General features: G+C 43.1%; 5 protein-coding genes, 2 tRNA genes and 2 rRNA genes. 4 read left to right on the top strand and 5 right to left on the bottom strand.

Going from position 1 to position 13,700, the window contains the following annotated elements:
- Positions 1-97: 97 nt before the first annotated feature.
- From BWP33_RS10890 to BWP33_RS10905, 4 genes are all read right to left on the bottom strand, one after another.
- Positions 98-2,985, bottom strand: a 23S ribosomal RNA gene (locus BWP33_RS10890).
- Between the two features lie 489 nt (positions 2,986-3,474).
- Positions 3,475-3,550: transfer RNA gene (locus BWP33_RS10895), tRNA-Ala, on the bottom strand.
- Positions 3,551-3,560: 10 nt separating this feature from the next.
- A tRNA-Ile gene (locus BWP33_RS10900) sits at positions 3,561-3,637 on the bottom strand.
- Between the two features lie 103 nt (positions 3,638-3,740).
- A 16S ribosomal RNA gene (locus BWP33_RS10905) occupies positions 3,741-5,282 on the bottom strand.
- The 16S and 23S rRNA genes sit together here with 2 tRNA genes alongside, the layout of an rRNA operon.
- Before the next feature lie 505 nt (positions 5,283-5,787).
- Between BWP33_RS10905 and BWP33_RS10910 the strand changes: the two genes are divergently transcribed.
- Positions 5,788-6,267, top strand: coding sequence for a Fur family transcriptional regulator (locus BWP33_RS10910; RefSeq protein WP_002642440.1), 480 nt, complete (start codon positions 5,788-5,790; stop codon positions 6,265-6,267).
- A 12-nt stretch (positions 6,268-6,279) separates the two neighbouring features.
- Positions 6,280-6,459 (top strand): hypothetical protein, encoded by a 180-nt coding sequence (locus BWP33_RS10915; protein WP_002642439.1) that lies wholly within the window; start codon positions 6,280-6,282, stop codon positions 6,457-6,459.
- Between the two features lie 281 nt (positions 6,460-6,740).
- Here the strand turns inward: BWP33_RS10915 and BWP33_RS10920 are convergent, their stop codons facing one another.
- On the bottom strand, positions 6,741-7,844 hold the full coding sequence (locus tag BWP33_RS10920; protein WP_002642438.1) for an NAD(P)H-dependent flavin oxidoreductase: 1,104 nt from the start codon (positions 7,842-7,844) through the stop codon (positions 6,741-6,743).
- Positions 7,845-8,148: 304 nt separating this feature from the next.
- Between BWP33_RS10920 and ileS the strand changes: the two genes are divergently transcribed.
- Together ileS and dcm are read left to right on the top strand one after the other, a co-directional pair.
- On the top strand, positions 8,149-10,932 hold the full coding sequence (gene ileS / locus BWP33_RS10925) for an isoleucine--tRNA ligase (protein WP_002642437.1): 2,784 nt from the start codon (positions 8,149-8,151) through the stop codon (positions 10,930-10,932).
- Positions 10,933-11,183: 251 nt separating this feature from the next.
- Positions 11,184-13,697: a DNA (cytosine-5-)-methyltransferase gene (gene dcm / locus BWP33_RS10930; protein WP_002642436.1), complete on the top strand. Its 2,514-nt coding sequence runs from the start codon at positions 11,184-11,186 to the stop codon at positions 13,695-13,697.
- Positions 13,698-13,700: the final 3 nt, after the last annotated feature.

Below are 13,700 nucleotides of genomic sequence, written 5' to 3' on the forward strand. Positions count from 1 at the left end.
TTAATCAACTGATTTTTTGAGTGATGAAGTGTATTCATCAGTAAGCTTTATCTTTGTGCTTTGGTATTTCTATTTCTTCCAAAGTCCTTCAAATGATAGAGTCAAGCCTCACGAGCAATTAGTATGGGTTAGCTTCACGCGTTACCGCGCTTCCACACCCCACCTATCAACGTCCTGGTCTCGAACGACTCTTTAGTGTGGTTAAACCACAAGGGAAGTCTCATCTTCAGGCGAGTTTCGCGCTTAGATGCTTTCAGCGCTTATCTCTTCCGAACTTAGCTACCCGGCTATGCTTCTGGCGAAACAACCGGTACACCAGAGGTTCGTCCACTCCGGTCCTCTCGTACTAGGAGCAGCCCCCGTCAAACTTCCAACGCCCACTGCAGATAGGGACCAAACTGTCTCACGACGTTTTAAACCCAGCTCACGTACCACTTTAAATGGCGAACAGCCATACCCTTGGGACCGACTACAGCCCCAGGATGTGATGAGCCGACATCGAGGTGCCAAACTCCGCCGTCGATATGGACTCTTGGGCGGAATCAGCCTGTTATCCCCGGAGTACCTTTTATCCGTTGAGCGATGGCCCTTCCATTCAGAACCACCGGATCACTATGTCCTGCTTTCGCACCTGCTCGACTTGTCGGTCTCGCAGTTAAGCTACCTTTTGCCATTGCACTATCAGTCCGATTTCCGACCGGACCTAGGTAACCTTCGAACTCCTCCGTTACTCTTTGGGAGGAGACCGCCCCAGTCAAACTGCCTACCATGCACTGTCCCCGACCCGGATGACGGGTCTGGGTTAGAACCTCAAAGACACCAGGGTGGTATTTCAAGGACGGCTCCACAGAGACTGGCGTCTCTGCTTCTAAGCCTCCCACCTATCCTACACAAGTGACTTCAAAGTCCAATGCAAAGCTACAGTAAAGGTTCACGGGGTCTTTCCGTCTAGCAGCGGGGAGATTGCATCTTCACAACCATTTCAACTTCGCTGAGTCTCGGGAGGAGACAGTGTGGCCATCGTTACGCCATTCGTGCGGGTCGGAACTTACCCGACAAGGAATTTCGCTACCTTAGGACCGTTATAGTTACGGCCGCCGTTTACTGGGGCTTCGATCCGATGCTTGCACATCTTCAATTAACCTTCCAGCACCGGGCAGGCGTCACACCCTATACGTCCACTTTCGTGTTAGCAGAGTGCTGTGTTTTTAATAAACAGTCGCAGCCACCTATTCTCTGCGACCCTCAGATGCTTACGGAGCAAGTCCTTAACATTAGAGGGCATACCTTCTCCCGAAGTTACGGTATCAATTTGCCGAGTTCCTTCTCCCGAGTTCTCTCAAGCGCCTTAGAATTCTCATCCTGCCCACCTGTGTCGGTTTGCGGTACGGTTCTGATTCAACTGAAGCTTAGTGGCTTTTCCTGGAAGCGTGGTATTGGTCACTTCATGTCCGTAGACACTCGTCATCACGTCTCGGTGTTAAGAAAGAGCGGATTTGCCTACTCTTTCCACCTACTGGCTTAAACAAACTATTCCAACAGTTTGCTAACCTAACCTTCTCCGTCCCCACATCGCATTGAATCAAAGTACGGGAATATTAACCCGTTTCCCATCGACTACGCATTTCTGCCTCGCCTTAGGAGCCGACTCACCCTACGCCGATGAACGTTGCGTAGGAAACCTTGGGCTTTCGGCGAACGGGCTTTTCACCCGTTTTATCGCTACTCATGTCAACATTCGCACTTCTGATACCTCCAACAATCCTTACGAATCACCTTCTCAGGCTTACAGAACGCTCCCCTACCATATACTAAAAGTATATCCGCAGCTTCGGTTATAGATTTGAGCCCCGTTACATCTTCCGCGCAGGAAGACTCGACCAGTGAGCTATTACGCTTTCTTTAAATGATGGCTGCTTCTAAGCCAACATCCTGGCTGTCTGTGCCTTCCCACTTCGTTTACCACTTAATCTATCATTTGGGACCTTAGCTGGCGGTCTGGGTTGTTTCCCTCTTGACACCGGACGTTAGCACCCGATGTCTGTCTCCCGAGGAGCAACTTGATGGTATTCTGAGTTTGCCATGGGTTGGTAAGTTGCAATAACCCCCTAGCCATAACAGTGCTTTACCCCCATCAGTCTCATACTCGAGGCACTACCTAAATAGTTTTCGGGGAGAACCAGCTATCTCCGAGTTTGTTTAGCCTTTCACCCCTATCCACAGCTCATCCCCGCATTTTGCAACATGCGTGGGTTCGGACCTCCAATGCGTTTTACCGCACCTTCATCCTGGCCATGGATAGATCACTCGGTTTCGGGTCTACACCCAGCAACTAGTCGCCCTATTAAGACTCGGTTTCCCTACGCCTCCCCTACTCGGTTAAGCTCGCTACTGAATGTAAGTCGTTGACCCATTATACAAAAGGTACGCAGTCACACCTTAACGGTGCTCCCACTGTTTGTATGCATCAGGTTTCAGGTTCTATTTCACTCCCCTCCCAGGGTTCTTTTCGCCTTTCCCTCACGGTACTGGTTCACTATCGGTCGATGATGAGTATTTAGCCTTGGAGGATGGTCCCCCCATATTCAGACAGGATTTCTCGTGTCCCGCCCTACTTCTCGTATACTTAGTACCATCATTGAGATTTCAAATACGGGGCTATCACCCACTATGGCAGAAGTTTCCAATTCTTTCTTCTATCTCAATAATTATCATATACAGGCTACTCCGCGTTCGCTCGCCACTACTTGCGGAATCTCGGTTGATTTCTTTTCCTCTGGGTACTTAGATGGTTCAGTTCTCCAGGTTCGCTTCTCTAATCCTATGTATTCAGATTAGGATACACATTGCTGTGTGGGTTTCCCCATTCGGACATCGCGGTATCAATGCTTTTTTGCCAGCTCCACCGCGCTTTTCGCAGGCTTACACGTCCTTCTTCGCCTATCATCGCCAAGGCATCCACCTGATGCACTTATTCACTTGACTCTATCATTTGAAGAACCTTCTGACTTCGTAGATACTGGCGTTGACTGCCAGCATTACTTAGATTCTCTAATCTGACAAAGCTTACTGCTTTGTTGTGTATTGTTCTTGCCTTTTGTCTTTCAAGAACAATTGATACAATCATCACCCAAATTCTTATGATTTGCTTATTTCTTCTTTCAGTACCAATACCTTTTCAGGCTGCCTGAAATGTGAACACTACTTGTTGCATCAAACAGCATTCTAAACAAATCAACATTGTCTTTGTTTGTTGATTTCGGCTTTCCAATTTGTTAAAGATCAATGCGTTTCTTAAATCGCAAATTAAAGTAAGTTATAAAAAGTAAGTTATAAAACTATCTAGTAAACAACTTCTTCGTAAACAACTTCCACAAACTCACTTTAATTTGAAATTTCTACTTTTAAATTCTACTGTTCAGCTCTACTTCTAAATATTTGACTTCTAAATATTTGGTTCTACCTCTAAATATTTGGTGGAGGCAAACGGGATCGAACCGATGACCCCCTGCTTGCAAAGCAGGTGCTCTACCAACTGAGCTATGCCCCCAATTAGGTCTTGGTGGGTCTGGTAGGACTTGAACCTACGACCCCACGCTTATCAAGCGTGTGCTCTAACCACCTGAGCTACAAACCCATTAAGTCGTCTCTATTCTTTTGCTCTTCGCATTCTTGCTCTTCGCATCTCAATTCAGTATACCGATAAGTGTGAGTACCTAACAATCTCTTCTTTTCTCTAGAAAGGAGGTGATCCAGCCGCAGGTTCCCCTACGGCTACCTTGTTACGACTTCACCCCAGTCATGAAGCATACCGTGGTAAGCGAACTCCTCGCGGTTATTCTACCTACTTCTGGTATCCCCCACTCCCATGGTGTGACGGGCGGTGTGTACAAGACCCGGGAACGTATTCACCGCAGTATGCTGACCTGCGATTACTAGCGATTCCGACTTCATGCACTCGAGTTGCAGAGTGCAATCCGGACTACGATCGGTTTTTTGGGATTGGCTCCACCTCGCGGCTTGGCTACCCTCTGTACCGACCATTGTATGACGTGTGAAGCCCTGGTCATAAGGGCCATGAGGACTTGACGTCATCCCCACCTTCCTCCGGTTTGTCACCGGCAGTCTCATTAGAGTGCCCAACCAAATGATGGCAACTAATGACAAGGGTTGCGCTCGTTGCGGGACTTAACCCAACATCTCACGACACGAGCTGACGACAGCCATGCAGCACCTGTGTTACGGCTCCCGAAGGCACTCTCCCGTCTCTGAGAGATTCCGTACATGTCAAGACCAGGTAAGGTTCTTCGCGTTGCATCGAATTAATCCACATCATCCACCGCTTGTGCGGGTCCCCGTCAATTCCTTTGAGTTTTAATCTTGCGACCGTACTCCCCAGGCGGTCAATTTCACGCGTTAGCTTCGCTACTAAGGCATCTAGTGCCCCAACAGCTAATTGACATCGTTTAGGGCGTGGACTACCAGGGTATCTAATCCTGTTTGCTACCCACGCTTTCGAGCATGAACGTCAGTGCTATCCCAGGGGGCTGCCTTCGCCATCGGTATTCCTCCACATCTCTACGCATTTCACTGCTACACGTGGAATTCTACCCCCTCTGACACACTCTAGCTACCCAGTTCAAAACGCAGTTCCCAAGTTGAGCTCGGGGATTTCACATCTTGCTTAAGTAACCGTCTGCGCTCGCTTTACGCCCAGTAATTCCGATTAACGCTCGCACCCTACGTATTACCGCGGCTGCTGGCACGTAGTTAGCCGGTGCTTATTCTTTAGGTACCGTCATCAGCATCTGATATTAGCAAATGCCTTTTCTTCCCTAACAAAAGTACTTTACAACCCTAAGGCCTTCTTCATACACGCGACATGGCTGGATCAGGGTTCCCCCCATTGTCCAAAATTCCCCACTGCTGCCTCCCGTAGGAGTCTGGGCCGTGTCTCAGTCCCAGTGTGGCGGATCATCCTCTCAGACCCGCTACGGATCGTCGCCTTGGTAAGCCTTTACCCCACCAACTAGCTAATCCGATATTGGCCGCTCAAATAACGCGAGGCAGTTGCCTGTCCCCCGCTTTCTCCCTCAGGACGTATGCGGTATTAGCCATCCTTTCGGATAGTTATCCCCCATTACTCGGTACGTTCCAATATTATACTCACCCGTTCGCCACTCGCCGGCAGTAATGCAAGCACTACCCCGCTGCCGTCCGACTTGCATGTGTAAAGCATGCCGCCAGCGTTCAATCTGAGCCAGGATCAAACTCTTATGTTCAATCTCTAACTTACTTAATTCTGGTCTGCTTCAAAGAAACCAACAAAGAGTAATCGGCTTATCACCTATTACAATCTTGTCTGTTTTTCTCGCAGTGTGAGACCATCAGGCACTCACACTTATCGGTATTCTGTAATTTTAAAGAGCTTCAAATAATCCTTGTACTCAGCCAAATAAACCAGTAAACTAATTCGTTTTGACTAACTCAACCGCCGTAGCAGCGAAGAACCGAACTATACGCCTATACCCAAAAACCGTCAACAAAAAATAAACAAATATTCCCCTCAAAATTAATAAATACATTGTTTCTTAACAGTATTTAATCTCAACATAATCGCAGTTTTTAAACACTTCCTGAAAATAAAACTCAAAAATAACTCAAAAATAACTCAACAAATACATCTCTACCAATACATCAGTATGCCACAATCAAACATAAATTCTCGCTAGCATTCAGTCGGTTGATGGTATGATTGCGTCGTATTTATTTCATTTGGACAAGATCATGGTCATCGCAAAAGAAAAAATTTTAGCTGATTGCATCTCGCGCGGCGCACAAGTTACCCCATTACGAGAACAAGTATTGGACATCGTGTTACAACTTGACGGCGTCATCAAAGCATACACCGTTTTAGCACAAATGCAGCGTGTCAGCCAAAATGTCGTTGCACCTCCCACCGCTTATCGCGCACTGGATTTTTGGGCAGACTTGGGCGTGTTACACAAAATTCCTGCCGTCAATGGCTATATTTTATGCCACCATGCACAACATGAATGCAATCATCATTGCAATGATGTGCACGAACATAACAGCAGCTTTATTTTGGTTTGCACCGAATGCGGCGCAGTTGATGAACAAAGTTTAAATCAAGAATGGGCAGCCTTACGCACAGGCGTAGAACGATCAGGTTTTTCATTAAAAGAAGAACACGTTGTTTTGACTGGCGTTTGTGCCAAATGTCAGCATCATTTAGATTTAGATTAAAGGGTTTGAAATATGAAAAAATTTTATATTATCAGTTTATTAAGTGTATTTCTAACCACACCAGCATGGGCCGCAGACACTTTCATTTGCAGCTACACCGCCCAAATTTCTCCACAAGATAAACTCAATAGCTCTGGAAAATCCATTATTTCAGGCTACGATAAAAAAAGCGTCATCGCCATTTTGCGCTAAGACCGCGCCAATTACCACACATTTCATAAACGCGATAAATTCGATACCCAAGATTGCCAAACACGCTCCAAAACCGAGCGCAATGACTTTGAACATATTTTACAAACCAGTTCATTTTCTACACAAGGCATCGCCATGATGATTGACAAAAACCCCATTATGGAAATTCAAATTTATCGTAACGGTCTAAAAGTACGGATTATTCAAGAATAAAAAAAATCATTCAGGCTGCCTGAAAACCATTTTTTTGATTTTCAGGCAGCCTTAATTTAGTCAATTCATCAATCTTCAATATAACTGATACTTGATTTACGATTGCTTTCAGGCACTTCCGCACCGATTGCACCCAAATACTCCTTTTCCAACGCGTCAATTAAATCCGCTACACGCATATCACGACACAAACCCACGCCTTTTCCAGCATATAACGCCATGTATTCTACATCGCCTTGTTGGGCAGCTGCCGAACGCAAAGATTGGGTGTAGGCATGTTGTTGTGGATAACTGGCGGTATTGTTTTCATTTGCCATGTTTTCGCGGATATAGCGATTGATTAACATCCGCGCTGGTTTACCTGTGAATAATTTGGTGTGCGCTGTAATGGCACGGCGCACATCAAATAAAGCGTTTTTATAGGCACGATTAATGCCCGATTCACGTGTACTCAAAAATGCGGTCCCCATTTGCGCGGCTTCTGCACCCATATTGCGAACAGCAGCAACTGCTTGCCCCGTCATCAAACCACCAGCCGCCCACAACGGAATGCGCACGCTTTGGCGACATTGCGTCATCAGCGACATCAAACCCATAGGTTGATTAACATACTGCTCGGTAAATCCACCACGATGCCCACCCGCTTCTGCACCTTGCACGCATACAGCATCAGCACCGATATCTTCCCAATATTTTGCTTCTTCAGCGTGATTAGCCGTACCTACGATGGCGATGTTTTTTGCTTTTAATGCGCGGACGTGTTCATCATTCAAAATACCAAAACTAAACGATGCAACAGCAGGTTGAATGTTTAATAAAGCTTCAAATTGGTCATCAAAAATGGGAAGGGCTTGTGGCTGCTTGGGTAGGGGTAAACCGCGTCTATGATACACATTAGTTAGCCATGCTGGCATGGGGTCGGTTAAACGCGTGCTTTGTTCACGAGTTAATACAAATAAATTAATCCCAAAAGGTCGCCCTGTTTTGGCGCGGACGGCTTCGGCATGTGCAATCAGGTCTTGTGGAATCAGGTAGCCGCCACCAATAAAGCCCAACGCCCCTGCTTCGCTGACTGCTGACACCAATTCGGGCGTGGTCGCACCGCCTGCCATTGGGGCTTGCACAATGGGCAATCGCAGCTTGAGTTTCTCTACCAAAGACGAGATGGACATGGAATGCTCCTAAACTAAAATTCAATTCAAAAATGGTGTCTATTTTAAATGAAAACAGTGTAAATGTGTGGTTTGTGTGCTTTCAGGCTGCCTGAAAAAGTAAAATTAACGCAATTTTGCCAATAAAATTGTGGCAAAAAAATCGTTTATGGATTGATTGATGGTAAATTTTCGGCTTGACAAAAACTGATTCAAAACAGAAAAATCAAGACAAATCAAGTTTAGGCTTGTAAAATAAAATACATTTTATTGATTTTCAGGCTGCCTGAAACAAATTTTCTCAAAATAATAAAGAGTAAAACACATGACCGATTATTCCAAAACCGTGAACCTCCACGAATCCCCCTTTCCCATGCGTGGCAATCTTGCCAAACGTGAACCCGCTTGGGTCAAACAATGGCAAGACCAAAAACGTTACCAAAAATTGCGCCAAATCGCACAAGGTCGTCCGAAATTCATTTTGCATGATGGCCCACCGTATGCCAACGGCGATATTCACATCGGACACGCTGTCAATAAAATTTTAAAAGACATCATTATCCGCAGTAAAACACTGGCGGGTTTTGATGCACCTTATGTTCCAGGCTGGGATTGCCACGGTTTACCTATTGAAGTGATGGTAGAAAAATTGCATGGCAAAGACATGCCACACAGCAAATTCCGCGAATTATGCCGTGAATACGCCACAGAACAAATTGCACGTCAGAAAAAAGATTTCATTCGTTTGGGTGTGGTGGGTGATTGGGAAAAACCTTATTTAACCATGGATTTCAAAACCGAAGCCGACACGGTTCGCACTTTAGGCGAAATCTACAAAGCAGGTTATTTGTATCTCGGTTCAAAACCTGTGCAATTCTGTTTGGATTGTGGTTCATCGCTTGCCGAAGCAGAAGTGGAATACAAAGACAAAGTTTCGCCTGCCATTGACGTGAAATATTTATTTAATGATAACGCGGCTTTGGCAAAGGCTTTCAGGCTGCCTGAAATTTCAGGCGAATGTTTTGCCGTGATTTGGACAACGACACCTTGGACATTACCAGCCAGCCAAGCCATTTCAGCAGGCGCAGATATTGTTTACCAATTGATTGACACGCCAAAAGGCAAATTAGTGTTGGCGAAAGATTTGGCGGAAGACGCGTTGAAACGCTACGAGCTTTCAGGCAGCGTGTTGGCGGAAACGACTGGCGCGGCGTTAGAAAATTTGAAAGCCACACACCCATTTTTAGACCGTGAAATCCCAATTTTAAATGGCGATCACGTTACCACGGACGCGGGTACGGGTTTGGTTCACACCGCGCCTGCACACGGTTTGGAAGACTATGTTGTATCCAATAAATACGGCATCAAATTGTATAATCCTGTCAATGCGCAAGGCTGTTTTATCAGCGAAGTACCACGTTTGGCAGGTATGCACGTGTTCAAACAAGGCAATGATGCGATTATTGAATGGTTAAAAGAAAACGACCGTTTATTGAAACACGATAAAATTGAACACAGCTACGCGCATTGCTGGCGACACAAAACACCGTTGATTTACCGCGCAACAAGCCAATGGTTTATCGGTATGGACAAAGCGGGAACAAACGGCACAACACTTCGCAACAACGCGTTAAAAGCCGTTGACGATACGGAATTTTTCCCAGCTTGGGGGCGTGCGCGTTTACAAGCGATGATTGAAGGTCGCCCTGATTGGGTGGTTTCACGCCAACGTTTTTGGGGAACACCAATGGCTCTGTTTGCCCACAAAGAAACGGGCGAATTACACCCCAATTCAGCCGAATTATTGGAAAAAGTTGCCCAAAAAATTGAACAAAAAGGCATTAACGCTTGGTTTGAATTGGATAAATCCGAATTGTTGTCGCCCGAAGATTGCGAACAATACGACAAATTGCCCGATACGATGGACGTTTGGTTTGATTCAGGCAGCACGCATTATTCTGTTTTAAAACAACGTGATGAATTGGCACACCCAGCCGACCTTTATTTGGAAGGTTCTGACCAACATCGCGGTTGGTTTCAATCGTCCATGCTAACAGGTTGCGCGACTTTGGGACGCGCTCCATACAAACAACTTCTGACACACGGCTTTGTGGTAGACCAAAACGGTCGCAAAATGTCTAAATCCATCGGCAACGTGGTTGCTCCACAGGAAGTTTACAACGAATTTGGTGCGGATATTTTGCGTTTATGGGCAGCAAATACTGATTATTCGGGCGAATTAGCGATTTCTAAAGAAATTTTGAAGCGCGTTACTGAAATTTATCGCCGTATTCGCAATACATTAAGTTTCTTATTTGCGAATTTGAAAGATTTTAATCCAATTGAAGACGCGATTCCACAAGCAGATATGGTGGAAATTGACCGTTATGCGCTTGTTTTAGCACGTCAATTACAAGAAAAATTGGCTGGTGAATATTATCCACGTTATGCTTTCCACTTTGCGGTACAAGAATTGGTGCAATTCTGTTCGGAAGATTTGGGTGCGTTCTATTTGGATATTTTGAAAGACCGTTTGTACACCACCAAAGCCAATAGCCATGCACGCCGTTCAGCACAAACCGCGTTGTATCACATCACGCGTAGTTTGGTGTTGTTGATGTCGCCGATTTTGTGTTTCACAGCCGAAGAAGCGTGGGAATTAATTGGCGGTGGCGAAGAAGACAGCGTTCTGTATCACACTTGGCACGAATTTCCAACCATGCTAGCCGCGAGCGAAACCGCTTTGCTGGAAAAATGGACAGCCATCCGCGAAGCACGTTCCGCCGTCAGTGCCGCTATTGAACCGCTACGCGTCAGCAAAGAAGTTGGTTCATCGCTGCAAGCCGAAGTGGTTTTAACTGCACCTGAAAATGTGTTTGCTGCACTGGAAACATTGGGCGATGAATTGAAATTTGTGATGCTGGTTTCCAAAATTCAATTGGTTCAAGGCGATGAATTAAGCGCAACCGTTACCTCAAGCCAAGAACAAAAATGTGAACGTTGTTGGCATTATGTCGCAAGTGTAGGCAGCGTGGCGCAACATCCTACATTGTGTGCGCGTTGCGTGGAAAATATTGACGGAAATGGCGAAAACCGTATTTATGCTTGATTAATATTATAAAATTCAGGCTGCCTGAAAGTCTTAAAAACACTTTTCAGGCAGCCTGAAACCTTTTGAAATTTGAGGAATTTATTTTCTATCACTATTAAAAAAATGAGGTTTTGCAAAGGCTTCAGAATAGTTATTTTCTGTCTTGTGTTTTCTTATAATACACCAAAAGGCAGCTTGAAAATATTTCAGGCTGCCTGAAAACAAAGTAAAATAGGCATCTATACCATCATCAATAGTAAGAAATCTCAATGTTAAACAATCAATTAACCTATATTAGTTTATTTTCATCAGCAGGCGTAGGCTGCTACGGTTTCAAACAAGCTGGCTTTGAATGTATTGCCACCAATGAACTTTTACCTAAAAGATTGAATATCCAAAAATTAAATAATAAATGCCGTTATGAAACAGGTTATATTGCTGGCGATATTCAACAAGCTGAAACCAAACAAGCCATTTATGCTGAAATAGAAAAATGGCATAAACTAGGCAATGACAAAGTAGATGTTGTCATTGCTACCCCACCTTGTCAGGGCATGAGTGTTGCCAATCATAAAAAAAATGATGATGATTTAAATCGTAACAGTTTGATTGTTCAAAGCGTGGAAATGATTAAGCAAATTCAACCGCGCTTTTTTATTTTTGAAAATGTTCCGTTATTTTGGAAAACAGGTTGTGTGAATCAACAGGGAGACATCATGAGCATTGGCGCCATGATTTCTGCGGAGCTAGGGGTAAATTATACAATTTATCATCAAGTTATCAACTTTAAAAATTATGGTGCATATTCATCTCGTACACGTACCGTAGTCATTGGCGTAGAGAAAAAATTGGCACAAACCATTTCGCCATTGGAATTGTATCCTGATTATCAAGAAGAAACCGTTTTGCAAAATGTAATTGGCAGCCTGAAATCATTGGAATGGGGGGAATATGATGAACAAGATTTTTATCACAGTTTTCGCATTTATCCAGAGCATATGCGTGCATGGATTCATGATTTAAAACAAGGACAATCAGCTTTTGAGCAGACTGACCCATTGAAAATTCCACATCAAATTAAAGATGGAAAACGTGTAGTCAATGCGTCCAAAAATGGCGATAAATATACACGCCAAAAATGGCAAGCAGTTGCACCATGTATTCATACACGAAATGACCAATTAGCCAGCCAAAATACAGTCCACCCAACAGATGACCGCGTTTTTTCTATTCGTGAATTGATGAAACTGATGTCTATCCCTGATGATTTTCAATGGTTAAGTCAATCATTAGTGGAACTCAATGCGCTTGATGCTGATGAAAAACGTAAAGTATCCAAAAAAGAAGAAATGAATATTCGCCAAAGTATTGGCGAAGCTGTACCAACCATTATTTTCAAACAGATTGCTGAAAAAATTGATTTTTTTTTCAAACAAAAAGGGCTGCCTGAAAAGGAAATTACCCAACTCATTAATGAATTAAATTTAAGCGACACTGTTCATTTAATTCAATTTATTGAAAATTATCGCCATGAAATTCATTGGACTTCATTATCATCAATTATTGAATTAGCGAATGCGAAACGCCATAATCATTCAGCATTTTTTACTAATTCATTTATTATTGATGAAATTGTTCGCCATTTACCTAAATTCAATAAAGATGAAATAACTATTGTTGAGCCTTCCGTTGGTAGTGGTAATTTTCTACCTTTATTGTTTAAATATTATGCAGATATTCCAAAAGTCAATTTAATTGTTGTGGATATTGATAGCAACATGATAGAAATTTTAAAAGTAATGTATGCACAACCATATTTACCTAAAAATATTTCTATTACATTTATATGTCAAAATTTCATGCAAGTGCAACTGTCGCAACCGATTGATTTAATTGTTGGTAATCCGCCTTTTACCAAATTAGGGAAAAAGGAAATTTCTGAATATATAGACAATAATTACAATAAAAAAGCCACTAATTTAGCTGAATTTTTCTTAGAAAAAGCAGTTCACATGGCAGATTATGTTTCTTTCGTGATGCCTAAAAATTTGCTTAATACGCCTGAATATGTCCTAACAAGAGAATTTTTATACCCTTTTTCTATTTTAAATATTTTAGATATTGGCGAAAAAGGATTTAAAGGTGTATTGGTTGAAACCATCAATATTTTAATTTCTAAAATAGATAAAGCACATAAAGTGTGGGTTCAGTCTCTAACAGAATCTATTATTTTATTGCAAGAAAAAGAATATATTTTTGATAAATCATTACCTTATTGGGTTATTTATCGCAATAATTTTTTTGATAATGTCGCCAAAAAATTAACATTTGGTATTTTTAATGTTTTCAGAGATAGGCAAATTACTAATAGCAATTCATCTTTTGAAAGAAAAAATGCTGATGATATTAGAATTATAAAATCAAGAAATATTAATAAATTGGGAACTGAGTTGATTAATATTGAGCAATATGATGCATTCATTAGCTTGAATGATGCACAATCAATGGCGGTTTATCAATATTTGCAACGTGATGATGTCTATATGACACCCAATATGACTTACAACCCACGTTTAATGAAAAAACAAAGAGGTTATATTGTCAATGGGTCTGTTGCCTTACTGATTCCAAAGGAAAAAGTGGAATTATCACCACAGCAAATGCTCTATATTTCAAGCGATGAATTCCGCCAATTTTACCGTATTGCACGCAATTATCAAACGCGTTCATTAAATATTGATAGTACAAGCGTTTATTGGTTTGGTTTATATAACGGAGATTAACCC

Source organism: Simonsiella muelleri ATCC 29453, from assembly GCF_002951835.1.
GTDB classification, from domain to species: domain Bacteria; phylum Pseudomonadota; class Gammaproteobacteria; order Burkholderiales; family Neisseriaceae; genus Simonsiella; species Simonsiella muelleri.